This window comes from Sulfurimonas sp. ST-25 (genome assembly GCF_048079205.1).
Classification (GTDB): Bacteria; Campylobacterota; Campylobacteria; order Campylobacterales; family Sulfurimonadaceae; genus Thiomicrolovo; species Thiomicrolovo sulfuroxydans.
This window is the reverse complement of record NZ_CP182225.1, coordinates 1,207,506-1,232,528: the sequence shown is the minus strand read 5'-3', so window position 1 is coordinate 1,232,528 and position 25,023 is coordinate 1,207,506. Positions and strand designations below refer to the sequence as shown.

At 55.7% G+C, this 25,023-nt stretch carries 24 protein-coding genes; 12 read left to right on the top strand and 12 right to left on the bottom strand.

Translation table 11 applies throughout. From position 1 onward, the window contains the following. Nucleotides 1–52: 52 nt before the first annotated feature. From sdhA to ACM66T_RS06265, 4 genes are read left to right on the top strand one after another with little or no spacing between them, the layout of a single operon-like run. On the top strand, nucleotides 53–1,765 hold the full coding sequence (sdhA, locus tag ACM66T_RS06280) for a succinate dehydrogenase flavoprotein subunit (RefSeq protein ID WP_345971407.1): 1,713 nt from the start codon (nucleotides 53–55) through the stop codon (nucleotides 1,763–1,765). 10 nt (nucleotides 1,766–1,775) lie between these two features. Then, nucleotides 1,776–2,756 (top strand): succinate dehydrogenase iron-sulfur subunit, encoded by a 981-nt coding sequence (locus ACM66T_RS06275; protein WP_345971527.1) that lies wholly within the window; start codon nucleotides 1,776–1,778, stop codon nucleotides 2,754–2,756. 9 nt (nucleotides 2,757–2,765) lie between these two features. Next, complete coding sequence (locus ACM66T_RS06270) at nucleotides 2,766–3,650, top strand: CoB--CoM heterodisulfide reductase iron-sulfur subunit B family protein (protein ID WP_345971406.1); 885 nt, start codon at nucleotides 2,766–2,768, stop codon at nucleotides 3,648–3,650. Nucleotides 3,651–3,704: 54 nt separating this feature from the next. Continuing rightward, nucleotides 3,705–4,481 (top strand): exodeoxyribonuclease III, encoded by a 777-nt coding sequence (locus ACM66T_RS06265; protein WP_416768906.1) that lies wholly within the window; start codon nucleotides 3,705–3,707, stop codon nucleotides 4,479–4,481. Nucleotides 4,482–4,564: 83 nt separating this feature from the next. On the opposite strand, the gene ACM66T_RS06260 is transcribed toward ACM66T_RS06265, so the two are convergent. After that, complete coding sequence (locus ACM66T_RS06260) at nucleotides 4,565–4,891, bottom strand: hypothetical protein (protein ID WP_416768905.1); 327 nt, start codon at nucleotides 4,889–4,891, stop codon at nucleotides 4,565–4,567. Between the two features lie 93 nt (nucleotides 4,892–4,984). On the opposite strand from ACM66T_RS06260, the gene ACM66T_RS06255 reads away from it, so the two are divergent. The 6 genes from ACM66T_RS06255 to ACM66T_RS06230 all read left to right on the top strand — a co-directional run bounded on the left by ACM66T_RS06255 (nucleotide 4,985) and on the right by ACM66T_RS06230 (nucleotide 10,018). Continuing rightward, entirely contained in the window at nucleotides 4,985–5,467 is a 483-nt protein-coding gene (locus ACM66T_RS06255) for a GNAT family N-acetyltransferase (RefSeq protein ID WP_345971402.1), read from the top strand. A 255-nt stretch (nucleotides 5,468–5,722) separates the two neighbouring features. Continuing rightward, nucleotides 5,723–6,169, top strand: coding sequence for a hypothetical protein (locus ACM66T_RS06250; protein WP_416768904.1), 447 nt, complete (start codon nucleotides 5,723–5,725; stop codon nucleotides 6,167–6,169). Between the two features lie 207 nt (nucleotides 6,170–6,376). Further along, a complete protein-coding gene (locus tag ACM66T_RS06245; protein WP_416768903.1) occupies nucleotides 6,377–7,339 on the top strand; it encodes a hypothetical protein in 963 nt (320 codons plus the stop codon). Nucleotides 7,340–7,512: 173 nt separating this feature from the next. After that, nucleotides 7,513–7,800 carry a hypothetical protein gene (locus ACM66T_RS06240; protein WP_345971399.1) on the top strand — a complete coding sequence of 96 codons (288 nt, stop codon included), beginning with the start codon at nucleotides 7,513–7,515 and terminating at the stop codon, nucleotides 7,798–7,800. A gap of 23 nt (nucleotides 7,801–7,823) precedes the next feature. Beyond that, complete coding sequence (locus ACM66T_RS06235; protein WP_345971398.1) at nucleotides 7,824–8,186, top strand: hypothetical protein; 363 nt, start codon at nucleotides 7,824–7,826, stop codon at nucleotides 8,184–8,186. 245 nt (nucleotides 8,187–8,431) lie between these two features. Next, on the top strand, nucleotides 8,432–10,018 hold the full coding sequence (locus tag ACM66T_RS06230; protein WP_416768902.1) for a glycoside hydrolase family 76 protein: 1,587 nt from the start codon (nucleotides 8,432–8,434) through the stop codon (nucleotides 10,016–10,018). A gap of 51 nt (nucleotides 10,019–10,069) precedes the next feature. Here ACM66T_RS06230 and mog read toward each other — a convergent pair whose 3' ends face one another. The 7 genes from mog to ACM66T_RS06195 all read right to left on the bottom strand — a co-directional run bounded on the left by mog (nucleotide 10,070) and on the right by ACM66T_RS06195 (nucleotide 18,592). Further along, entirely contained in the window at nucleotides 10,070–10,603 is a 534-nt protein-coding gene (gene mog / locus ACM66T_RS06225; RefSeq protein ID WP_231021170.1) for a molybdopterin adenylyltransferase, read from the bottom strand. A 1-nt stretch (nucleotide 10,604) separates the two neighbouring features. Next, nucleotides 10,605–11,117 (bottom strand): pimelyl-ACP methyl ester esterase BioV, encoded by a 513-nt coding sequence (gene bioV / locus ACM66T_RS06220; protein WP_416768901.1) that lies wholly within the window; start codon nucleotides 11,115–11,117, stop codon nucleotides 10,605–10,607. Further along, on the bottom strand, nucleotides 11,104–12,747 hold the full coding sequence (locus ACM66T_RS06215; RefSeq protein ID WP_231021168.1) for an AAA family ATPase: 1,644 nt from the start codon (nucleotides 12,745–12,747) through the stop codon (nucleotides 11,104–11,106). The genes bioV and ACM66T_RS06215 overlap by 14 nt, the downstream gene beginning before the upstream one ends. Further along, nucleotides 12,734–13,981 (bottom strand): tRNA (N(6)-L-threonylcarbamoyladenosine(37)-C(2))-methylthiotransferase MtaB, encoded by a 1,248-nt coding sequence (gene mtaB / locus ACM66T_RS06210; RefSeq protein WP_231021167.1) that lies wholly within the window; start codon nucleotides 13,979–13,981, stop codon nucleotides 12,734–12,736. Before mtaB ends, ACM66T_RS06215 begins: the two co-directional genes overlap by 14 nt. Then, nucleotides 13,978–16,062 (bottom strand): mechanosensitive ion channel domain-containing protein, encoded by a 2,085-nt coding sequence (locus ACM66T_RS06205; RefSeq protein WP_416768900.1) that lies wholly within the window; start codon nucleotides 16,060–16,062, stop codon nucleotides 13,978–13,980. Before ACM66T_RS06205 ends, mtaB begins: the two co-directional genes overlap by 4 nt. Continuing rightward, entirely contained in the window at nucleotides 16,059–17,114 is a 1,056-nt protein-coding gene (gene aroB / locus ACM66T_RS06200) for a 3-dehydroquinate synthase (RefSeq protein ID WP_231021165.1), read from the bottom strand. The genes ACM66T_RS06205 and aroB overlap by 4 nt, the downstream gene beginning before the upstream one ends. A gap of 74 nt (nucleotides 17,115–17,188) precedes the next feature. Further along, on the bottom strand, nucleotides 17,189–18,592 hold the full coding sequence (locus tag ACM66T_RS06195) for a COG3400 family protein (RefSeq protein WP_231021164.1): 1,404 nt from the start codon (nucleotides 18,590–18,592) through the stop codon (nucleotides 17,189–17,191). A gap of 187 nt (nucleotides 18,593–18,779) precedes the next feature. Here ACM66T_RS06195 and tgt point away from each other — a divergent pair, with 187 nt between their 5' ends. Continuing rightward, nucleotides 18,780–19,901, top strand: coding sequence for a tRNA guanosine(34) transglycosylase Tgt (gene tgt / locus ACM66T_RS06190; protein ID WP_231021163.1), 1,122 nt, complete (start codon nucleotides 18,780–18,782; stop codon nucleotides 19,899–19,901). A gap of 4 nt (nucleotides 19,902–19,905) precedes the next feature. On the opposite strand, the gene ACM66T_RS06185 is transcribed toward tgt, so the two are convergent. Beyond that, the gene (locus tag ACM66T_RS06185) at nucleotides 19,906–20,778 is read right to left on the bottom strand and encodes a hypothetical protein (RefSeq protein ID WP_231021162.1); all 873 of its coding nucleotides are present in this window, start codon (nucleotides 20,776–20,778) and stop codon (nucleotides 19,906–19,908) included. A 215-nt stretch (nucleotides 20,779–20,993) separates the two neighbouring features. Between ACM66T_RS06185 and ACM66T_RS06180 the strand changes: the two genes are divergently transcribed. Beyond that, nucleotides 20,994–21,803, top strand: coding sequence for a DODA-type extradiol aromatic ring-opening family dioxygenase (locus ACM66T_RS06180; RefSeq protein WP_231021161.1), 810 nt, complete (start codon nucleotides 20,994–20,996; stop codon nucleotides 21,801–21,803). A gap of 93 nt (nucleotides 21,804–21,896) precedes the next feature. Here the strand turns inward: ACM66T_RS06180 and ACM66T_RS06175 are convergent, their stop codons facing one another. From ACM66T_RS06175 to atzF, 3 genes are all read right to left on the bottom strand, one after another. Next, entirely contained in the window at nucleotides 21,897–23,111 is a 1,215-nt protein-coding gene (locus ACM66T_RS06175) for a hypothetical protein (protein ID WP_231021160.1), read from the bottom strand. 172 nt (nucleotides 23,112–23,283) lie between these two features. Continuing rightward, the gene (locus tag ACM66T_RS06170; protein ID WP_231021159.1) at nucleotides 23,284–23,682 is read right to left on the bottom strand and encodes a hypothetical protein; all 399 of its coding nucleotides are present in this window, start codon (nucleotides 23,680–23,682) and stop codon (nucleotides 23,284–23,286) included. After that, nucleotides 23,675–25,009: an allophanate hydrolase gene (atzF, locus tag ACM66T_RS06165; protein ID WP_231021158.1), complete on the bottom strand. Its 1,335-nt coding sequence runs from the start codon at nucleotides 25,007–25,009 to the stop codon at nucleotides 23,675–23,677. The genes ACM66T_RS06170 and atzF overlap by 8 nt, the downstream gene beginning before the upstream one ends. Between the last annotated feature and the right edge of the window lie 14 nt (nucleotides 25,010–25,023).

Sequence of the window (25,023 nt, the reverse complement as noted above, 5' to 3'; positions counted from 1 at the left end):
ACCCTTTCAATCGCTATAATCTGACGCATATTTACGTTTACGAAGGAAGGTTATGAGTATTCCTATTTATACTTATGATGCGGTAATCGTCGGTTCCGGTCTGGCAGGTTCTGCGGCTGCCAGAGAGCTGAAACAAGCCGGCAAGAACGTCGCCGTCATTACCAAACTCCACCCGCTGCGTTCGCACTCCGGTGCGGCGCAGGGCGGTATCAACGCTGCGCTCAGCGATGTCGACAGCATCGAGCTGCACGAATTCGACACCGTCAAGGGTGCGGACTACCTCGCCGACCAGGACGCGGTTGAGCTGATGTGTCAGAAAGCCCCGGAAACGATCCGCTGGGCAGAGCGCATGGGAGCGGCCTTCAGCCGTACCGACGACGGTAAGATCGCCCAGCGCCCCTTCGGAGGCCAGTCCTCCCCGCGCGCCTGTTTCGCGAAAGACCGTACGGGTCTGACCCTGCTTCAGACGATCTACGAGCAGGCGCTGCGCGTCGGCGTCGACTTCATCGACGAGTGGTACGCCGCCGACATTATTTACGAAGACGGCAAGGTCAGCGGTGTCGTCGCCTTCAATATTCGTAACCAGGAAAAGGCGATCTTCAACGCCAAGGCCGTTATGTTCGCCACCGGCGGTTACGCCCGCGCGTTCAAGATCAGCTCCAACGCCCACGCCAATACCGGTGACGGCCTCTCCATCGTTGCGCGCCACGGCCTCCCGCTGGAGGACATGGAATTCGTCCAGTTCCACCCGTCAGGCCTTTCGGGCAGCGGTATCCTCATCTCCGAGGCGGCCCGCGGCGAAGGCGGAAAACTGCTCAACTCCGAAGGCGAGCGCTTCATGGAGCGCTACGCGCCGAACAAGCTTGAACTGGCTTCCCGCGACGTCGTCGCCCGCGCCATCATCAACGAGATCCGCGAAGGGCGCGGGGTCGGACCGCGCAAAGACGCCGTCTACATCGACCTGACCCACCTGGGCAAAGAGAAGATCATGGAGCGCCTGCCCGAGCTGCGCGACCTGGCGATCACCTTCCTCGGCCTCGACATGATCAAAGAGCCCATTCTTATCTCCGCGACGGCGCACTACTCCATGGGCGGTATCCCGGTCGATATCGACGGACACGTCCGCAAGAACAACGACGAACTCGTCGAAGGCTTCTACGCGGCGGGTGAATGTGCCTGCGTCAGCGTCCACGGTGCGAACCGCCTCGGTGCCAACTCCGTCCTCGAAGCCCTGCTCTTCGGCCGCCACGTCGGTCAGAGCATGGTCAATGACATCGAGACGCTCTACCTCCGCGAGGCGGAACAGTCCGATGCCGACACGATGATCGCAGAGATGGAGCGTATCCTCACCAATAACGGCAAAGAGACGGTCCCGGGCCTGCGTAACGAACTGCAGCAGAGCATGACCGACAATGCCGGCGTCTTCCGTACCGAGGAGACCCTCTCCAAGCAGGTCGAGATCGTCAAAGCACTGCGCAAGCGCTTCGAAAACATCCGTATCGACGACAAGTCCAAGATCTTCAACACGGACCTCCAAGAAGCGATCGAACTGGGCCACATGCTTGACTATGCCCTCTTCATCGTTGAAAGCGCCCTGGCGCGCAAAGAGAGCCGCGGCGCGCACTACCGCGAGGACTTCACGACACGCGACGACGAAGCCTTCATGAAGCACACTATGGCGTACATGGATGCAAACGGTGAGATCAGCCTCGACTACATGGCGGTCACACCGGGCAAATTCGAACCGCAAGAGCGTACATACTAAGGGGAAGATGATGACGACTATTACTACACAAACCATTACATTCAACGTGTTCCGCTTCAACTCCGAAACGGACTACCTTCCCCACTACAAGACGATCGAGATGGAGGTCACCTCCGAAGAGGTCGTCCTCGATATCCTCAACCGCATCAAGTGGGACGTCGACGGTAGCTTCAGCTACCGCCGCAGCTGCCGCCACGGGATCTGCGGCGCCTGTGCCATCAAAGTCAACGGCAAAGGCGTCCTGGCCTGTAAAGAGCGCATGAACGACCTGATCGAGCTCTTCGGCACCGAGCTGACCCTCGAGCCGCTCAGCATCAAGCGCGCGGTCAAGGACATGATCATCGACAAAGAGGACTTCTGGAAGAAGCACGAGCAGGTCAAACCCTATCTCATCGACGAGATCGACGAACACCCGGAGAGCGAAAACCTCGTCACACCGAAAGAGGAAGCGCAGTTGCTCGAGGCCGACTACTGTATCCAGTGCGGTCTGTGCCACTACTCCTGTCCGTCGCTTGAGAACAACGAATCCTACATCGGGCCTGCCGCGTTTGCCGCCGCCTACCGCTTTAACGCCGACGTGCGCGACAAAGCGACCCTCGATCGTCTTGACATCGTCAATGCGCCGGACCAGGGTGTCTGGGACTGTGTCAAATGTTTCGAGTGCCAGGAGGTCTGTCCCAAAGAGGTCAACCCGATCGAAAAGATCACGAAGCTGCATAACCAGGTCTTCGAGAACGGCGTTGCCATCAACAACGTCGCGACGCGCCACGCCGTCGGCTTCGCACACTCCATCAAGAAGCACGGTCTGCTGGATGAAGCGGAACTCGTCCGCTACTCCGAGGGTACGGTCCCGATGCTGATGAAACACGGCAAGGTCGGATTCAAGATGTTCAAGGTCGGCAAAGTCGTCATGCCGTGGAACATGCCGAAATCGGACAAACTCGACGAGGTCAAGGCCCTGATCAAATCGTCGTCAACGGTCAAATTCTAAGGATAAGTCATGGAAAAGAAACTCACATACGCCCTTTTTACAGGATGTACCGCCAAGGAGAGTACGCCGGAGCAGCTGATGTCGACGTACGCCGTCGCCGAAAAGCTCGGTATCGAACTCGTTGAGCTTTCCGAAGCGACCTGCTGCGGCGCGTCGCACCTGCAGGACTATGACGATTTCCTGTCGCTTGTCCTCAATGCGCGCAACATCTGCTACGCGGAGGCCCGCGGGATGACGATGGTCACCATCTGTAATACCTGCCAGCTCAATACGGCGATGACGAAGCACCGCCTTGACAACGACCCGGAGCTCAAAGCCCGCGTCAACGAGAAGCTCGCCGAAGTCGGACTGGAGTACAAGGGTACCTCCGAGATCACCCACTTCCTCTATGCGATCATCGACGACTTCGGTCTCGAGACGCTCAAAGAGAAGGTTGTCACACCGCTGAGCCAGTTCAACATTGCACCCTTCTACGGCTGTCACAACATCCGCCCTTCCGAGCTGCAGAATGAAACGCACGGCAAGGCGGAGAACCCGTACAACCCGAACTCCCTGGATGACCTCATTGTCACCCTGGGCGGCGTCAACGTCGACTACGAAGAGAAGAATAAGTGCTGCGGATTCCACGCGGAGCTCCAGGCGCCGAAAACGGCTGCCCTGCTTACCGGTAAAGCCCTGATGGGTGCCATGGATGCCAACGCGGACTGGATGGTCACACCCTGCCCGCTGTGTCACCTGAAACTCGACACCCAGTACGAGCATGCCGGCCACGCCGTCGGCCGCGACGTCAAGATGCCGGTGCTTCACATGCAGCAGATGGTCGGTCTGGCCCTGGGCTGCACGCCGTCCGAACTCGGCCTCAAGCACCACGTCTCCAAGGTCAACTTCGTCTAACGACCACATGGGGCGCGCTTTGCGCCTCCCCCCTGCGCTCACAAGGTACATTTTATGTCCGATACAATCGAAATACTTTCATGGAACGTCAACGGTATCCGCGCCGTCGCCAACAAGCAGGCACTCAAATGGGTCGATGAACGCCGTCCGGATATCCTCTGTCTCCAGGAGATCAAAGCGACTGCGTCCCAGTTCCCCGACGACCTCTTCGATACCAACTACGCGACGCTGACCATCAATAGCGGCGAGCGAAAAGGCTACTCCGGTACGGCAACCTTCTCACAACTCGTTCCCGACTCCTCCGAGTTCTGCCTCGACATCGACAGCGAGCACGAAGGGCGTATCATCCAACATGACTACGACGATTTCACCCTCTTTAACGTCTACTTCCCCAACGGCCAGAAGGACGAAGAGCGCCTCGCGTACAAGATGGCCTTTTACGAGAAGTTCTTGACCTACTGCGACGCGCTGCGCGACGAAGGCAAAAGTATCGTCATCTGCGGGGACGTCAACACAGCCCACCGCGAGATCGATCTGAAAAACCCCAAGTCCAATGCCAAGACCTCCGGCTTTCTGCCCGAAGAGCGCGCGTGGATCGACAAGCTCGTCGAACACGGTTACATCGACAGTTTCCGTTACGTGCACGGCGACATTGAGGAGGAGTACAGCTGGTGGTCCTACCGTTTCAGCGCCCGCACGAAGAACGTGGGGTGGCGGATCGACTATTTCTTCATCTCCGACGACCTGACCGAGGTACTCGAAGACGCCTTCATCCTCCAGGACATCGAAGGCTCCGACCACTGCCCCGTCGGCATCCGCCTCGCGCTGTAGTGCTTCACACCGGTTATATATTTCGCTAAATAATTTTGTGGAGCAGCCCCCGAAAGGGGGCCTGTTTCGTATGAAAGTGCAGCTTAGAGTCTGGTCAGCAGGACAATGACAAACGGCACAGGCGCTTTAGGGGCCTTTGCCGCTTCGAAAACGCCGCAGAACGCCTTGGCGACCTCAAAGATCTGCGGCAGGGTATATTCGTGCTCGTAAGCTTCGTCAAGCACCTCTTTCGTCTTGTCGACGATAATCCCGATCTCGTCGCAGTCGATGTCGTGGGAGTGGATCTCTTTGTCCCATTTGCAGGCGTGGTGAAAGGTGTGGAAGTAGGTTTCGATATCTTCATCACTCAGGTCGTCGAGCAGATGATACTGGCGGACAAAATCGATTACCTCGTGGAGTTTGCAGGTCATTAGTTTCCTTTTTACTTTCGTTGCACTAAAATATGCATAACATATTCGCGTGCACATAATTTAACATCCATTGCTCCGATCATAAGGTAAAAAATGAACATTCAAGTCGTCAAAGCAGATTATTCCAATGAAAAGCACAAAGCAGAGATCCCCATGATGCTCGACGCCTATGCGCGTGACCCTATGGGCGGCGGAAAGCCTCTGGATGATGTGGTAAAACACAACCTGGTCACAGAACTTTCCAAACGCCCCTACGCCTTCTCCGTCATCGCCTACGCCGACGGAGAGCCGGCGGGAGTGGCCAACTGTTTCGAGGGGTTTTCCACCTTCGCCTGCAAACCCCTCGTCAACATCCACGACATCACCGTCCTTCCCAAATACAGAGGGCTGGGCATCAGCCAGAAACTGCTGGAAAAAGTCGAAGAGATCGCCGCTGAAAAAGGCTGCTGCAAAATTACCCTGGAAGTGCTTGGCAATAACGCAGTCGCCCAGGGTGCCTACAGGAAATTCGGCTTCGCCGCCTACGAGCTTGACCCCAAAGCGGGAAGCGCGCAGTTTTGGGAAAAGAAACTGTAAGCCAGCAAATCTTCGTCATAAAGAAGAGCCATTCCACTCCAATGTATGATTAACATCGAAAACTGCTAATAGACCCACAACATGTTAATCCATCCCCGGATATCGATAATAATCATGTATACATTTTTATTCTACAGCACATCGAAAGATTTAAAATATTTCATATTGTTACTATTTTTGCAGGATTTTCTAACCAAAAAAGTTCTATAGTACACTCAAATGTAATCTAATTAATAGTTAACTGAAGAGGAAGTGATGACAAGTAACACTATTCCAAAACCCCAGATCAAGCTATATTGGAAAATCTGGTTTACGCTTATCGCTTGCCTATTTATCCTTCGTTTTTCTTTGCCTCACCTTACTGAAACGGATTTTGCTTTCACGTTATTCAACTGCTACATGATTCCAACATGGATTGCTATTATGGTTCTAAACATAATAGAAGAATATAGACTAAGAAACTATCTTGAAGAAAATCATCACCAAACATGGGAACACATCACACATGTTTCAGGCTTTGGCTCAGGTGGATACAACAGCCTTCGTACTCTGTCTTTTGTCAACTCCGATGATGATCTGTCTGACCCAGTTGTCAAAGAACTGAAGCTGAACTATAAACGGTTCACAACACTTGCTTTGACTGTATTTTTTACAATACCTATATTATTTTTAGTCATAGTGGTGCTGCCTTGGAGCAGCTAACAAATCTCTGCACACCAATATGAGCTCCGCACTGGGAGTTCATATTGGTGAGTTTAAACGTTAGATGATAAATCGATGAATCACGAGATAATAAAGAAAATTGAATACGGAGTATAAATGTATAAAAGAATGCTAAATATGGCCCTCTCTTCTGTTTTTGAAAAGCATATGGCTCTCATTAACGCGCTTACAATCTATTTGGTCTTCATGATCATCATCGACTATGTTAATCTGAATAATATAGTTTATGTGAAAGGTAATGCGGATATAGATAATGGACTTCTATTGTTTATCACTGCTTTGGCCAACTGGATTATCTATATCATGGTGGCCATCTCGACTCACAGGATCCTTATTTTAGGGGAGGACAGTATTCCCAAATGGGGATTGTACAAATTCACAAAAAGAGAATGGTCATTTATGTTCAATGGCTTTCTCCTGGGCCTGCTAATGATGTTTGTCGCGTTTTCAGTTTTATCGTTAAGTGCTTCGTTTGACAGCATAGGCTTTATCCTAAGTATTGCGATTATTGGTGTAGTCTTATCCATCATCGTATCCCGTGTTTCACTAGTGTTTCCGTCAATCTCGGTAGACAAGGCAATGACCTTTTCAGATGCATGGACCTTCACAAAACAGTACAAACTTTTTGTCTTTGTTTCAGTCGTTCTTTTTCCCCTATTGTTTTCGTTCGTATTTGGTTTCGTGTATGGTTTGGCTATTAAACTGATTTCTTCCATCATTCACTACGAACTCTTCTTTTTGTTCTCCGTTTTAAACATTGTCATCGCCGTCATCACGGTCAGCGCACTGTCAGCGACCTATAAAATAATAATCGAAGAGCATCCTGAATATTTGGAACCAGACAATAAAGAAGAGAAAGTAGAAATACGAGAAACTACAGTCATAAGCAATGATAAAAATCACAAGATCGTTATCCACGATAAAGGTGACGTCACATTTGAAGACTTACAAGAGAAGCTAAAGTCACAATATTCCAAATTGGGTTTTACAAATACTGTGATTGACAAAGACAGATCATGGATGATAAAAAATCCACAAGACAATGACACATATGTGTTGTTGTCACATCGAAACAGCGAATATGTCATTGAAGTTTTTCAGAATGAAATGATTGACTTTCTTGATCAATTAATAGTGCATGAAAACTGACAATGGCGTGGAGATTATCAAAAACACGCAAACAGATTCTTTATTACTCATTTTAAACGTTATACAAAAGGAACTATAGGAACGTCAAATTGGCAATAAGCGGTATTGTTATCTTGTCCGTATATGCTCTCTTAGCATGGTTGTCTACGAGGGTCAAGAAAGAACCGTCAGACGTGGCCATCAATCTTGGACTTGTTATTCTCGGCGGTGCGATTGGCTGGGTGGTCGGGATTTTCCTCACCCCTTATAGCGCAGGACAAAAAGCCGAATTTGCGGAGTACGCATCAGTCATTGCACTGTTCGCATCTGGTTATCTGGTTGGGAAAGTCGATGCCGCAATTTCACATATGCTCAAACCGGAAAACCTTTTTACACCGATAGTAGGTTTCAGGCTTGTCATAACCTTCTCATCGTTCCTTTTAGGTATGCTGGTTACGGTAGTGATTAGGTACTATGCATAACAAATTTCATCAAAGCTCCCAGCATGTTGCTTTTCTTTCTTCCCATCGGACTCATTATCTACTTCTGGGACAGGAAAAATATTGCACAGGGCATTGCACTCTTTAACGACTACATTGTTCAATTGCAAGATTCCGAGCTGGATGACACGCAGAAGATGGAGCGCATCGACGCGATGTTCTACGAGAACGGCTGCACCATCACCAAAAAGAGGGAAAACACGTTAGTCGCCGAAAAAAAGCATTTCAATATCGGTATCTTCCTGATGATGATCGGAGCACTCTACTATGTCGGCTTTTTCGGCTACATCTTCTACTTCCTGCTTTTACAGAAACCGCGCCGGCTCTGCGTCGATCTGACACTGGAGACGCCGCTGTCCAAGTGCTAACGACTTATTCGGACTTCGGGAGGCAAGCTTTGATAACGCTCTCGTCAGACACGAGGCAATTCCAGAAAATTTGTATATTTTATTATGATCGCAATATCAGATCACACAAGTCATCTACCATTTGCCACTAATGGTCCCCGGAACACTCAAACGGGGAAAATAGAAGAGCCAATGGTGTACTATACCTGTAATCCAACCCCGCAATCTGCTATCGTGTAGAATGATGGCAGTCCGTTAAAGAAAAAATGAAAAATCTGTTTCGACACCTCATTCTCGTTCTTTGGTTCGTCACCACAGGGTTTGCATCAACCATCGGTTTCGGCAATGCAGAGTCCATTGCCGATCACAATACCAGAAATGAGGTGTTGACGTATGCACGCGCCGTTGCGCAGTCGCATTTCTCAGCTGCCCCGGTTCCTGATCACAAGGTGTTAGCCGTTTATGGTGACTGGACCGTATCTGTCACGCCCTATTTGCATGGAGAGATCGTCGGCGAAGGCACGGGGCAAGCGCATACGCTGCGCCAGGCGATTGAGCATGCGGTCCAAGACCTTCTTGCTGGCCCCAGCCATACCCATCCGAGTGCAAAGGATTTCGCAGCGTCAAGGTTGATGATCTCCTTTGCCCGCCCTGACGCTCCGGCCCACGCGCTGATTGAGTACAAGAGTGAAGCAAAAGAGCTGATCGGCGACGTCGTGGTCATTCGACATCTGGACAGCGATCTGATCTATACCAAGATCATGGAGGCGAAAGCGTACCTTCTGCGCGCTATGGACAAAGAGACCCATGGATTTCACAAACTCTATACCGCCGACGATGCCGCTTACGACAGACGCGTCATCACCACCTACTCCTCATCCAGCCTCTACAGTCTGTTAAAACTCAACGATTTGGAAAAGGATGAACGCATCGCCGCACTCACCCCCCTGATCGCCGAATTTATCTTGTCCATGCAGATTCAAAAAGGAAGCAACAAGGGGGCATTTCATTACTCCCTTTCCCTCGACACCGGTAAAAAGGATGACAGGTTCGTCGTCGGAACGGCTTCGAAAACCATCTTCACCCTGTTGGATCTCTATAAACGGACAAAAGAGAAACGCTATTTGGATGCCGCCGTATCGGCCGCCGACTGGCTGCTTACCATGCGAAACCCTGACGGCACCGTCATCAATCAGGTTAAAATCGAATCGGGCCTACCGGTTTTTGACAAAAGATACTCCAATCTTTATACGGGCGAAGTGCTCTCCGCCTTGTCAAGAATGTATGCGGTAACGTCGGATCAACGCTACTACGATGCCGCTGCGATACTGGCGGACAATTTTCGGGAAAGAGCAGCGAAAGATTCCTATTTTTTGACGGACGACTACCGCACGCCGACAGATGCGGTTCCGACAAGCTGGGCGGTGATGAGTCTTCTTGATTTTTATAAAATCAGCAAAAACGACCTCTATAAAAAGACCCTGTTGAAATGTCTTGATACGATTTTTACGCGGCAGAAAAACGATCCAAACGATATGCAGAACTACGGCAGGATCGGTACCGGTCAGAACACAAGCGGAAACGGATGGATCAATGAAGTCACCTCGGAAGTGTATCTGTCATGCAGGCGGGAAAACTGGGGCGGTTGCGAGCGGTACAAAGCGCATATGCTGGGGATGATGCGGTGGCTGATACAAAATACCTATTCCGAAGAGAACACCTATTTTTTGAAAGCGCCTGAAAAAGCCATTGGCGGCCTTATCCGAAACTATACAAAAGAGGAAGTCAGGACAGATGCCGTCTGCCATGGTGTCAACGGCTACATCAACCTGTTCAAAAGCAGTGGCCGCTAAGACCTGAGCAGTCAGGACATAGCTAGCCCGAATGCGTTGACAAGGGCGCCGCTATTTTGCCTTCGGGCGGAAGGCTTTGATGACGCTCTCGTCGGTGACGAGGTAGGGACCGCCGATCAGGTCGATGCAGTACGGCACGGCCGGGAAGACGGCGTCGAGGCACTCGCGGATGGACTTCGGTTTGCCCGGGAGGTTGATAATGAGCGATTGACCGCGGATGCCCGCCGTCTGGCGCGATAGAATCGCCGTCGGGACGTACTGCAGGCTCACCTGGCGCATCAGCTCGCCGAAGCCCGGCATCATCTTGTCGCAGATGTTCTCCGTCGCTTCAGGGGTGACGTCGCGGGGCGCGGGGCCCGTACCGCCCGTCGTAACGACGAGACAGCACCCAGCTTCGTCGCAGAGCTCCTTCATCGTCGCTTCGATCGTCTCCTGCTCGTCGGGGATGCAGCGGTACTCGATCTCGAAACTGCTCGTGAGGTACGCCGTCATCGTCTCCTGGATCGCCATGCCGGAGATGTCTTCGTAGATGCCCGCGCTGGCGCGGTCGGAAGCGGTGATGACACCGATTTTGATATTGCTCATATTATGCTCCTTGCAAAAAGTGGTTTGCGTCTTTAAAATAATATATAGTGGCGTAGGGTTTGAAGAACGCCCGGGCCGCTTCGGCGTCGATGACGGCGTCTTTGCCGCCGAGGTAGACCTCGATGCGCACCCCGCGTTCCACAACCTCACGCAGCAGCTTTTCGGGCCACGGGTATCCCAAAAGCTCTTCAAGCGCCTCTTCGCCTTCATCATAGACGGTAACGTTGCGGACAGGATAAGGCGCGAAACAGCTCTCGATAAAACGCGCCCGGTACGCTACAGTGTCGCGCTTGTACCCCTTCATCTGCAGCCGCCTGAAACTGTCGGGCTTGTTGCAGAAATACGCCGGCGAAAAGAGCTGCAGCGTATCGATACGCCAGTCGCTCTGCAGCACGTCGTAGAGCGCCTTGATCGCCCCGTAGCTGAAACCTGCGACTGTGAAATCGTTGTGCTGCAGCCACGGCGCAAAGAAGTCCGATTCGTCTTTGAGACAGAAACCGCTATAAAACCGCATCGATCCGGGCTTTGATCTCCTCTTTGGAGATGCTTTCGCGCTCTAACAACACGTCGACGATCCCGTCGACCAGGGCCGTTTTGCCCTCAAGCAGGGTGCGGGTCTCCTGCTCGATACGCTCGAGCAGATGCGGCAGCGCCTCCTGCGATGGCAGCAGCGAATCGCCCATACCGTACTCGAAGAGCATCGCTTTGGCAAGGGTCAGTGCCGCGTCAATGTCCTCTTTGGCACTGGAGGCATGTTCGCGGTAGCGGATATCGCACATGACCTTACCGGCGAGCAGCATGCGGATGTGCGACTCTATCTCGTGGCGCATCAGCGGGTCGGAGAGGGCCGGACGAATGCTTTCGCTCCCCAGCATCACCTTCTCGAAGGCCAGGTCGAACCAGGTAGCAGCAACGGCTTTGCCCGCGAGATAGGTCGCACGGCACTCTTTCTGCTCGTCATTGAGAATCGGCAGCCGCTTCTTGCCGTAGGCGACCTTGTCCTTGACGGCCAAAACGTCCTCCATACGGACATGGATCTGTCGGTTGCGCAGAGAGTGCAGCGCCGCTTCGTTCACCAGCGCCGCCAGCGCCGCCCCGTTGAAGCCGACGGTGATCTCCGCGATCGCTTTCGCGTCCACGCTGTGGGGGATCTTCTCCAGGTACTTCGCGATGATCGCCTCGCGCTCATGCGGGGTCGGCAGGTCAACGAAGATACGGCGGTCGAAGCGGCCCGCGCGCAGCAGGGCCGGGTCGAGGACTTCGATCTTGTTCGTCGCGGCGATGACAATGATGCCGCTGGAATCCGTAAAACCGTCCATCTCGGTGAGGAGCTGGTTCAGGGTCGCTTCGCGCTCCTCGTTGCTGCCCCCGTCGCGCACCTTGCCGACGGCGTCGATCTCGTCAATAAAGATAATGGCCGGGGCGTTGGACGCCGCAGCGCGGAAGAGCTCGCTGACGCGCTTGGCCCCCATCCCGACGTAGATGTGGACGAAGGAGGAGGCGCTCTGATAATAGAAGGGCGCATTCGCCTCAGCGGCGACGGCCTTGGCGATCATCGTCTTGCCGACGCCCGGAGGGCCGACCAGCAGGACCCCCTTGGGCAGACGCGCGCCGAAGTGCCGGTAGCGCTGGGGATTCTTGAGAAAATCAATGATCTCCTCGAGCTCCTCCTTGACGTCGCTGATGCCGCCGATATCGCTGAAGGTGACGTCGGAGACGACCGGCTGAACATGGTAGGTCTGTTCCGGCGCACCGGCTCCCTGCGCGGATTTGACCGGTGCGCCCGGGAAGCGGCGGTGCTTCATCCAGTAGCGCAGCAGCAGCGACGCCGCTCCCAGGACAATGATCAGGCTCAAAATGGCGATGACAATGGCTCCGCCCTCCTCCGTTTTGACGACATAGGCGTCAAAGGTACCGGCAGGGACCTGGGATTTGACGATGCTGAAGCGCCCTTCGCTGCTGCTCAGCAGGTAGGAGCTCTCCCGTTCAACGACCTGTTTCAGCTCTCCCCCGGCGATGAGCGTATTGAGCTGGTCGCGGCTGATCGGCTTAGTGCTATCGCGCAGGAACGCAAAAAGCGTCAGCGCGATGAGCAGGACCGCCGAGGCGGCGATGATCCACTTGGCTTTGTCAGACGACTGCATGGTTGTACTCCTCTGCTGCGGTGGCGGATTCGATCCGGATCCAGTTGCCTTCCAGGTCCGCTTCGCTGTCGATAAGGATCTTGTTGTAATACTGGTCGTACCCCTGGTAGCGCCCGTCGTCCGTGACGGACTCGACGAGCACGTCCAGATCGGTGCAATGTTCGCGGCGGAACGCGAAGTTGTTCGCATCCACCAGAGCGGTCAACTGCGCCAACCGCTCCTTGGCGACGGCCCCGCTGATCTCGGGCTTCATCGTCGCAGAGGGCGTGCCGTCGCGCTTGGAATAGGTAAAGGCGTGCACGTGCGTCAGCGGCAGCTGCTGCAGGTGTTTCCACGCCTCTTCCCAGCGCGCCTCCGTCTCGCCGGGATGCCCGACGATAAAGTCCGTGCCCAGCGCGAAGCCCTTCACGGCCAGCTCGGAAAAGAGCTTCAGGTCCTCATCGAACTTGTTGCGGCGGTTCATCAGCTTGAGCATCTCCTTGGAGGTATGCTGCAGGGCGATGTGAAGGTGGCGTTCCAGCCACGGCTCGTCCAGGATCTCCTTAAACGCATCGGTGATCTGCACCGGTTCCAAAGAACCAAGACGGATGCGGCGCACGCCACGGATCAGGCTCATCTTTTGCAGCAGCGTGGCGATGGAGCGGTTCTCCCCCTGCCCGTAGCTGCCGATGTTCGTCCCGGTGAGGATGAACTCCCCGAACCCGTTGGCGGCCAGGCGGCTCACCTGCTCCAGGATCACCTGCTCGTCGACGCTGCGCGCATCGCCGCGCACAAAGGGGATGATGCAGTAGCTGCAGCGGAAGCTGCACCCCTCCTGGATCTTGATGAAGGCACGGCTCTTGCCGACGAACTGCTCGACGACGTTGTCGTCGATGAACTCCAGGTCGCCCAGTTCGTAAAAACGGGTCTTGCGCTGCAGCAGTTCGTTGATTTTCGCCTTTTCCGACTGTCCGAAAACCCCCTGGACCTTCCCTTTTTCGAAGAGGGTTTCGCCTTTGGTGTGCGCCCCGCAGCCCGTCAGCATGACGGTCCGGCCCGCGCGCTCCTGGGCGTTGATGTAGCCTCTGACCCCCGTATCGGCCCCGTTGGTGACGGTGCAGGAGTTGACGACGACGATGTCCGCGACCGATTCGTCCTCGGTGACTTCAAAATCCTGCAACCGTCCCATCATCACCTGCGTATCGAAGACGTTGGTGCGGCAACCGAAGGTCTTGAAGTAGACTTTGGGCTTCATACAGGCTCGCCCTCCTCGGGCAGGGATCGCGGCTGCGGCAGCGGCTCGTTCTGCAGACGCAGACGCTGGGTCGGATAGGCGATGGTGATGTCGTCTTCCTGGCCGTAGGCATCGAGGATCTCCATGGAGATCGTACTGCGCAGCGTCAGAGTCGCGTAGGCGTTGGTCAGGTACCAGGCGCTGATGCGCACCCCGTTTTCCTCGGCAAAGGCGTAGATGCGCGGCTCGACGTTCGTGTTTTTCAGGTTGTAGCGGCTGCGCAGCTTGTTGAGCTGGTTGCGGGTAATGTCCGTGTACCCCTTGGCGAACTTGCGCGTGATCTCTTTGGCGATGAGCTGCGCCTTCTTGTGGTTTGAATCGAAGGTGATCGTGATGTCGATGCCGTCCCAGACCGTTTTGAGGGAGACGTGGGTGTAGTTGGCGATCATCTCCGTGAAGATGTAGTTGTTCGGAATAAAGATGACCCGTCCCGCCCGGCGGTTATGCATGTAGGTCGTCAACGTGATGTCTTCGAGAATCGTAATCCGCAGCAGCGAGATGTCGAGGACGTCCCCGACGTACTGTTTGCCGTCCTTGTCGACACGGACCCTGTCACCGACGTGGATGGAGCCGCCAAAGACGATGACGAGCCAGCCGAGCATGCTCATAAACCAGTCCTTCATCGCAATGGCGATACCGGCGGAGGCAAACCCGAGGACGGTGACGACGTAGCTGACATTCTCAATGTAGTTGAAGAGCAGGACCAGCAGAATCAGCGAGACGTTGGCGAAGGTGATGACCTTGTTCGCCATATAAAAGCGTTCGTTATCGCTGATGTACTTCTTCGCGATCTGCTTCATGATGAAGAAGATGATGAGCAGGAACAGGATGATGCCGCCGATATTGGCCAGTTTGAAGAGCTGCTCCTCGATCGCCTTGTTGTTCTTGAGTTCGATCTCCTCGACCCGCTTGGCGTAGACGTCCGCCGTATCCTGCAGCGTCGTGTAGGCCGTCTGGTACTTGTCGGTCATGGAGTCGAGCTCGGCGATCTTCTTGGCGTACTCATCCTCGCTGTCAACGTCCGCCAGGCTGGCCAGGAGCTGGCGTTCGTCCAGCAGCAGCCGCAGGTAGCGCTTCAGCTCGTCCCCGCGCTTGATATACTCGCTGAGCTGTTCGCGCACCTTCTTGTTGTAGGAGACCCCGGCGAAGATGTCGATGGGGTTGCTGATCTCCGGCGCCTTGTCAATCTCCTCGGGTTTGAGCAGGTCCGCAAAGGGAGAAGCAGAGTGCGACTGCAGCAAGGAGAGCTGGTCGCTCATGATCTTCTGCTTCGCCAGCAGGGAGTCGCGCTGCTCCATGCTGGCTTCAGAGTCGTCGGAGCGGTCGATCGCGTTGATCTGCTCCTGCAGCGCCGCAAGGTCCTTTTTGACGTCCAAGTAGGTCAGGTAGGCCGTATAGCTCTTCTGCCAGATATTGCTTTTATCCAGCTCGTCTTTGAGATCGGCCTCCTGCTTACGCAGCTCGTTGACCCGGGTCAGGCGCGCGTCGGAAAGGTGGACGATCCGCTGCTGGATCCGGCTAATCGTTTCCAGGGCGAAGGTCGCCGCCTTGAGTGACTGCTGTACCTCGGTGGAGTCCCGTGCCGTCCCCAGTAGTTTGTTGAGGCTCTGCTGTTTCTGCTGCAGCTCGCTTTTCAGCGGTTCGAGTTCGGCAGCCTTCGCTTCGTAACCGCGGTACATATCGGTGCGGATGGAGAGCTCTTCGCCCGTCGGGTGAACATAATACTCGACGGCAGCGACGGCGGCGGTGTTGATCCGCCCCAGTTCCGCCTCCAGCCGCTGACGGTCGCGCTCCAGACGTCGGACCGTATCGGCCTTGCCCGACGCTTTGGCATTCTGCAGCGCCACTTCGATCTGCGCCAGGCGCTCCTGGAGGATATGACGATGCGCATAGGTGTCAACGACGCTGCTCCAGGAGAGCGGCTTTTGCAACGTGATTCCCGCCGATGCGGGCGTTTCGGCGCCTGCGGCTGTAACGGCCAGCGGCCCGGTAAAGAGCAGCGCCGCCGTACAGAGCAGGCTTCCGGCGAGACGTCCGATCATTGTGCAGCCTCCGCGAAACCGCGCAGCACGTCCATGACCGCCTCGCGGGGGATATCGCTGCGCATCTCGACGCCGCCGAGATGATGCGGCAGAATAAAGGTGATCGAGTTGTCGCCGCTCTTTTTATCGAGGAAGAAGGCTTCGTAGAAGGCATCGACGTCGGCGATGGCGTAGCGGACCGGCAGGCCGTAGCGCTGTAGCAGTTGCTCGACCCGCTCAGCCTCCGCCGCGTCCATCAGCCCCAGCGCGACGGCAAGGCGGTTGGCCATCACCATCCCGATGGCGACCGTCTCCCCGTGCAGGTAGGTCGTGTAGTTCGTCTCGTTCTCGATGACATGGCCGAAGGTGTGCCCGTAGTTCAGCGCCGCGCGCAGCCCACGCTCCTTCTCGTCCTGGGCGACCACGGCCGCTTTGGTTTTGACCGAACGCGCCACCGCTTCGGCAAGCACATCGGGTTTTGAGAGGTCTGCCGTCTCAAGCCATGCGAAGAAATCGGCATCGAAAGTGACGGCCATCTTGACGATCTCCGCGACTCCAGCGGCGAATTCGCGCGGGGGAAGCGTTGCGAGGAAGTGGGGGTCGGCATAAACGGTGATGGGCTGGTGGAAGGCGCCGACGAGATTTTTGCCGTAGCGGTTGTTGATCCCGGTCTTGCCGCCGACGCTGGCATCGACCTGCGAGAGCAGCGTCGTCGGGATCTGGATAAAGTCGATCCCGCGCTGGAAGATGCTCGCGGCAAACCCTGTCATGTCGCCGATGACGCCGCCGCCGAAGGCGATGAGGAGCGAACTGCGGTTAAAACGCGCCTCGAAAAGCGCGCCGAGCACCGTCTCGATGCTCTCCCAGTTCTTGTACTGCTCACCGTCGGGAAGGGTAATCACTTCCACCGCCGGCGCGTCAAGGCGCTCGAGCAGGTAGTCCAGGTGCAGCCCGGAGACCGTCGGGTTCGTAACGACGGCAACTTTTTTATCAAAGGTCAGCGCCGGGAGCGCGTCAATATAGATCTTGTACGAGGTGTCAACAGTCTTTTTGAGATCGATGTCTACGGTCATTCTCTATCCGGAAAAAAATTAGTGACTTATAATACTTAAATGGGACTTATAGCCATCTTGCAGAGGCGCGCTTCCTAGAGGACCGGGATGAAAAGCTGGTGAAAATGGTCCAGGTGGAAGGAGAGTCCCTGCAGATCCGTGGAGAAAAGCGTCAGGACAGGCCGCTGCATGACGGTCTCGGAAAAGGGGATGCACTGCACGAAACGCTCCTCTTTTTTGAGCATGCGCAGCGGGTTGTCCGTACTTTTGCGGATGGTGACGGACTGTGAGAAGATCGCGGAGAGGTTCTGGTAGTACTGCTCCACCTGCTCTTTGAAGGTGTTGTCATCCTGCTGGTACTCCAGCAGCTCGATCATCCACTCCATCTGCGACGCCATATCAAACATCGTGGTGGTGATCTTCTCGACGTCCTCGGACTCGGAGAGTAGCATGACCGCGCGCTTGACGTTGTGCATCTGTCCTGAGGCCATTTTCAGCACCGGGACCTTGAGGTCATAGAGCACTTTGCGCACGGCGTCGATCCCGAAAAGCTTCCGCGAAACGATAATAAATCCCGCGTGGACATGGCGTTTGTCGTTGCTGAGCAGGTAGGCCTCGCCTCTGCGGTCATAGTCGATTATCACCTCGACTTCCGAAGAACGCATGGCTTTGATTTCGCGCAACACGTCCAGGTCGCCGGGGTTTGTGATACGGATATAGAGCTTGCGGCGGAGACGCTCCTGCACGTAAAGGGTTTTGCGCAGCATCGGGACGATATCCTCCGCGCGGTCCACATCCATGTCGAAAAAGAGGTAGATGGAGCTGCCGTAGGGAGCGGGGAAATGCCCCAGTTCCCGCTTGAAAGAGCGGTAGATGGAGATGAGGACGTCCGGTTCGCCGACAAGGAGCAGCAGGTCGTTGGGGTGGATCAGGGTGCGTTCCGTCGGCAGGATCAGCCGCTGATCCCGGTAGATGCCGGCAATGCGCCACTGCGACTGCTCGATCGCCCCGACATGGCGGTAGACATAGGCGCTGCCGAAGGGGACCAGCACCTCCATCACCTCCCCTTCGCCGAGCCCGACGTTCTGGGCGATCACGGGGACGTTGGGGAGGTAGTCGATGAGGCGGGCGGAGAGCTGGTCGTTGACGTCGATGGTGAGCGTGTTCGGGTCGTCGATTTTCAGATCCCACTGGTCCAGCATGATGACACGGACGGAGGGCTTGTCAGCCCGGATGTTCTCGAGGGTATTCACGGCGTCCGCGCGGCTGCTCATCACCAGCATTATCTGCACGAAATCCATCTTCAGGACGTTGCTGAGCTTGTAACGGCTCGTCGGGTCGAAGGTAAAGAATTTGAAGCGGTCCGGACCGGCATTCTCGTAACTGCGCTCCTTCATCTGGATGACGTAGTAAAGATTGTCTTTGGAGTAGGCTTCGATGGCACGCTCGACGAGATGCTCGCCGATCGTGCAATCCGTGATGATGAGAATTTTTTTCATGGTCCAATGTCGCGACACGGGCAAGTGTGCCCGCAGCGGTGCGAATACCTTCTTTCGTCTGCAGTGGAGGCCCGGCGCCGGGATGAGCGTGGCGCGGCCTGTCTATTATCGGGAGACATTGTAGCATAACTGCGTGTTTAGGGGGTTTGCGTTACAATTCCGCACTTAAATTGCCATAGAGAAGCCCATGACATTTACCCTCGAAGCGACCAGCGGAAACGCCCGGGCCGCCACCATTGAGACGGCCCACTCCACCATCCAGACCCCGGTCTTCATGCCCGTGGGAACCGTCGGCAGCGTCAAATCCCTCGACATGCAGGATATGGCCGAACTTTTAGGCGCCAAGATCATCCTCGCCAATACCTATCATATGTACCTGCGCCCGGGCGACGACAGCGTCGCGAAACTCGGTGGTCTGCATAAATTCACGACCTACCCCAACAGCTTCCTCACCGACAGCGGCGGTTTCCAGGCCTTCAGCCTCAGCGACATCTCAAAGGCCGACGCGAACGGCATCGAGTTCCGCAGCCACATCGACGGTTCCAAGCACTACTTTACCCCCGAAAAGGTGCTCGACATCCAGTACAACCTCGGCAGCGACATCATGATGATCCTGGACGACCTCGTCGCTCTGCCCGCCACACGCGAACGCATCGCCCTCTCCATCGACCGCACGACCCAGTGGGCCGAGCAGTCCATCAACTACCACCGTCGGAAACAGCAAGAGGGTATCGGTGTCGACCAGAACATCTTCGCCATCATCCAGGGCGGCATCGACAAGGAATTCCGCGCCAAATCCGCGACGGAACTTTGCGCCCTCGATTATGACGGTTTCGCCATCGGCGGCCTCTCCGTGGGCGAGAGCAACGCGGACATGTACGACACCGTCGCGCATACTCTCCAGTACATGCCCACGGACAAGCCCCGTTACCTGATGGGCGTCGGGACGCCGGAGGACCTGATCGAGAACATCGACCGCGGCGTCGACATGTTCGACTGCGTCATGCCGACGCGCAACGCCCGCAATGCGACGCTCTTTACCAGCTTCGGCAAGATCAACATCAAGGCCGCCCGGTACAAATACGACGAAGCGCCCGTCGACGACGCGTGCGACTGCTACACCTGCCGCCGCTACAGCCGCGCCTATCTCAACCACCTCTACCGTGCGAAGGAGCTCACCTACTTCCGCCTTGCCTCCATCCACAACCTTCACTACTACCTGAATCTGATGCGCGAAGCGCGCGAAGCGATCCTCGAAGGGCGCTGGAGCGATTTCAAAGCCGAGTTCTACCGCAAACGCGAGGGGTAAGCTTCTACTTCTCCTCGTCCAATACTCTGCGCGTCGTCAGGTAGTCAAACCACCCGAGCCCGACGATCATCAGCGTCACACCCAGCAGCAGCAGAAATCCGTACCCCATCCCCGTATAGTCTCCCAGCGTAATCTTGAAGACGACCATCAGCGACTCGATGGAGAGGGCGATGATGATGGATACGAGGAACTTGCCCAGCAGCGCATACTGCCCCTCCCGTTGCCGGCCGGCGTTTTTGTACATCACCTCGTTCTCCAGGATCGTTTTGGCCAGGTCGAAAATCGCCATCCCCAGGGTGATGGCGATGATCGCCTTGAAGACCTCGTGCAGCATGGCGTCGGCGGTGTGGAAGTAGACGTAGGCGAACGTGTACGCGCCGTAGAGGATCAGAAAAAGCGAGACGGCGACAAGGGTGGAACCGCCCAGGGCATATACGATCAGCTTGAAACGTTCGAACCGGGAGTTGTGCTCGATCAGGCGCAATGCTTCGAGCAGCTTGAGCAGATTGAAGTCGAATACGACGAAGCCCCCCTCCCCGTCCGATGTCACGAGCGTCACGCTGGAATCACCGGTAATGTGGTGGATATAGGGGCTGGTCATGTAGGTACTGAAATTTTCCAGATTGATATTGGTAAAGTAGTGGCTTTTATCCGTGCCGACGCGTGTCACATCCCTGCCCCGCCGATAGTAGTTCGGGCTCGTCTGTTTGAGGTCGGGTCCGATCAGGTAGATCATCTGCAGAAAAGGCAGATGGCTGAAGGCAGTGCGTATCCCGGCTTCGTCCTCAAAATTGAACCGGTCATCCTCTACCCTGTTGCGCAAAAACATTTCGATCGCATGCCGGTGCTGCCGGAACTGATTCACAATGCGTTTCATGCGGCCTCCTTGCGGCTGCCTGTTTCTGCCGCGCATTCCGATACGGTGTATGCGTCACTCTCCTTTTTGCACGATAATGCTTCATTATGCGCCTGAGGTGTTAAACGGCGACTGAACGCTCCGCGCTAGTCCGCCCGATTAAACTGGCGCACCCTCCTCCGCGTTATAATGAAATCACCAACAGCATCACCGAACGGGATGAAAAGGAGCGCAAAATGGCCCTGAAAGACTCCAAGCATATGCGTGTCCTCTACCTCTCCCACGGCGGCGGCCCGATGCCGCTGCTGGGAGACAGGGGCCACGACGAAATGGTCATCACCCTGCAGCGGATCGCCTCGATGATCACTAAACCCTCGGCCATCATTGTCGTCAGCGCCCATTGGGAAACGATCACCCCGACGATCACCCACGGCAGCACACCGGAACTCATCTACGACTACTACGGCTTCCCCGACGCAGCCTATGACATCACCTACCCCGCCCTCGGGATGCCGGCCCTGGCGGATGAGCTGCACTGGAGCCTCCAACAACACGGGATCGAATCGATCCTGGACGACGACCGCGGCTTCGACCACGGGCTGTTCGTCCCCCTCAAGATCATGTATCCCGATGCGGACATCCCCTGCATACAGCTCTCGCTCGTCAAGGGCCTGGACCCGGTCGCGCATCTGCGCATGGGCGAGGCGCTGGCATCGCTGTCGCACGACAACATCCTCGTGGTCGGCTCGGGCTTCTCTTTTCACAATATGAAAGCCTTCTTTACACCCTCCCGAGAGCGTACGGATAAAAACGACGCCTTCAAGCACTGGCTCATCAAGACCTGTTCGGACAAAGCATTGATCGAAAGCGAACGCAGCGAACGGCTGATCAACTGGGAGCATGCCCCCTACGCCAGGTACTGCCACCCCAGAGCGGAACACCTGCTGCCGCTGCATGTCTGCTACGGTGCGACGGGGCGTGCCTGCGACAGCGTTTTCGAGGCGGAGATCCTCGGCGTCTCTTCGGCGATGTTTCTATGGTCTTGAAAAAGGGGTGTGAAAAGGCGCCCGGGAGAGGAGAATGAAGGCTCCCGGACAAAAGGTAGTGTGCCGCGCGCCGGCGCGCATCTACGGCTTCGATTAGAAGTTGTAGACGAGGTAGAGTTGCAGCGTGTTGTAAGCGTCGCCGTTGTTAATGGCGTCGTCATCCGCATAGATGTATGCGAACAGCGCATCAAGCTTGCCGAATGATTTGGCAGCCGTAAAGGTTACTTCGCTCACCGTGTTTTTGAAATAAGCCGGACCAAAGCCACCATCTGTGTCGATGTTGGTGTAGAAGAGTCCGAGGTCAGCCATTTCGGGAATGCTGTAGGTCGCCGTGACGTTGTAGGCATCCGTACCCGGCAGGCCGACATAACCGAAGTTCCACCATGCTTCAGTGTAGAGCTTGGACTGCATACCCCAGCCTTCGCCCGGTGTGGTTGCGATATTACCGATGTACTGATCACCGTCCTTATCCGTTGTGGAGTAGGAAGCGTAGATACCAAGGTTCTCAATCCCTTCGTAACCCAGTTTTGCCGCAAACGCCGTGGAGTCGTCCGCTGCAGAGATGAGTTCGTTAGGGTTGATGTCCGTGTACTGGAGCCCAGCGACTACACCTGCGATGGCGAGGTCTGCTTCGAGCCAGTAGGCCGTCGCCGTATCCGGCAGTTCATAGTACCACGCCTGTGCCGTCAGCGGTTCGAAAGAGTTGTTGATGGCACCGACAGCGATCGCACCCTGGTCGCCGATGGTAGAGAAGTTACCCTTCGTGTCTGTCAGCAGGAACTGGGAGTAGCCATTTCCGGTTGCAACCCATGCACCGACAAGCGTTGTACCCGGGATATCCGTATTGGTAACCGTCGCCGCTTCAAAGTTGTTTGCTGTAATGCCCCACGTTTCCGTAAAGAGCAGCGGCGTGTCGAGTTCCATACGGCCACCTTTGACAACGGTGTTACCCAGTTTTGCGGAGAGCCATGCCTCGCCGATCCAACCGGTCGTCGTATAGAAGTCACCTGTCGCAGTGTCAAGATGCGCACCAGACCATACGTTATTGGCAATCTCTTTGTCAAGGCCAAGCGTACTGACAGCGTAACCTGTCACACCGGCGGAGAGGATCTCATCGATATCCGTTGTAATGCTCAGGCGTGCACCGAAATCGGCCGTGCTGCTCGCTTTGCCGAAAAGGTCGGCACCGTGACCGTCAAATGTAGAGTAGAAGAAACGGGCGTCACCGCCGACTTCTGTATTTTCAAATGCAAAAGCGCTGCTTCCCAGGAGCAGTGCCGCCATCAAACTCATTTTTGTCATTTTCATTATGTTTCCTTATCGGTAGATAGACTTGCTTTATGTCTTTAGTACTTTACCAACGGTCTAACATTTTTAAACCGCCGTATTGTTTATTTTTTAATCATATATAGGACAAATTCTATTCATCGCATATTTTCCACCTCCAAAAAGTTGGTTTTATTTTCTGCTGAAAAGACGCTCAGCGCGGCTTTGAGGCGAGGTACTCCCGCCAGCCGCCGAAGGCAGTGATCTCTTCGGCACCCTTGAGCGCATCGGCCTCGCACAAGAAGCCGTAAACGGCGCTGCCGTCTTCGAGCTGCACGGTGCCGATACAGAGCGGCGACGCGATCTGGACCATAAACGCGCCGAAATGCTCCAGCGGCATCGACCACACCTCAAGGGTGACGCTGCTCTGCGCATCACTGTCGCGGACCATCCCCGGACGCGGCGGTACTTTCTCCGGCACATCAAAGAGGCGGTACCCTTTTGCCGTGCTTGTCGCCGCCACAAAGGTTGCGTCCAGCTCCGTCAACTGGTGGTTGAGCGGCAGACCGCGCATGTGCGCGCCGCAGACGGCGATCTCGATCGTCTCAGCCACGGGGCGCCTCCGCAACAAAAGCTTCGCCGACGTCCATCAGACGGCGGTCGTCAAAGGCGTCGCCGAAGAGCGTGACGCCGAAGGGGAGCCCGTTGGGGCGGAACCCGGCCGGTACCGCGTAGGCGGCGAAGTCAAGCAGGTTCATAAAATTGGTGTAGTAGCCGAGGTTCGTATTCAGCTGCACCGGGTCGGCGTTGATCGCCTCGATGGTGTAGATGGTCCCCGTCGTCGGGGTCAGGGCGAAATCCGTCCCCTCGAGTATCTCTTCGGAGTGGCGCTTGTAGGCTTTGAGACGGTATTCGGCATTGAAGTACTCCTCCGCGCTCTTGTCACGTCCCTGCTCAATGATAGAACGCGTCACGTCCAGTACCTGCTCAGGCGTTTCGTCCATAATCTGTTTCGTCGCGATATAACGCTCGGCGACCCAGGGGCCCGAATAGAGCAGGTTCGCCGCGTCGAGCATCGGCGAGAAATCCGTTTCGACCGCCGTATACCCCATGGATTCGAAGCGGGCTACCGCCGCGTTGAAGAGCGCCTCCGCCTCGCTGTCTCCAAAGAACTTCAGCTGGGAAGGGAGCGGCACGGCAAAGCGCATCGTTTTTTCCGCTGCACCCGCTGACTGCGGCATCTTGCGGCTATAGGGGTCCGCGGCGTCAAAGGCGCATGCGATGTCAAAGACCGCTTTGGCGTCCTCGGTGTTGACGGCAAAGATGGAAACGCAGTCAAGGCTTCGGCACGCCGGTACGACACCGGAGGTGCTCAGCACCCCCTTGGAGGGCTTGACGCCCACAAGGTTGTTAAAGGCCGCCGGGACGCGACCCGATCCCGCCGTGTCGGTCCCCAGGGAGAAGGCCGCCATCTCCAGAGCGACGCTGATGGCGCTCCCCGAACTGGAACCGCCGGAGATGTAAGCGGGGTCGATGCTGTTGCGGCAGGCGCCGTAGGGCGAACGCGTCCCGACGAGCCCCGTCGCGAACTGGTCGAGGTTCGTCTTGCCGACGGGAATCGCCCCCGCTTCGATCAGCTGAGCGACGACGAAGGCCGAGGCTTCCGGGACGTAACTGAATGCCGGACAAGCGGCCGTCGTCGGGATGCCGGCGAGGTCGATATTGTCCTTGATCGCGAAAGGGATGCCGTAGAGCGGCAGGGCATCGGGGTCCATCCCTTCGAGACGTTCAAGATAGGGCTCAATCTCCGCCTCGTTCAGCGCATGGATAAAGATAGGGTTTTCCGCATTCGCCTCGATCCGTGCACGGATCTGCGCCATGACGTCGCGCGGGGTTGTTGTCCCGTTTTTATAATCGTTCAAAAGTTGTGATATCGTCATAATCTATATCCTTT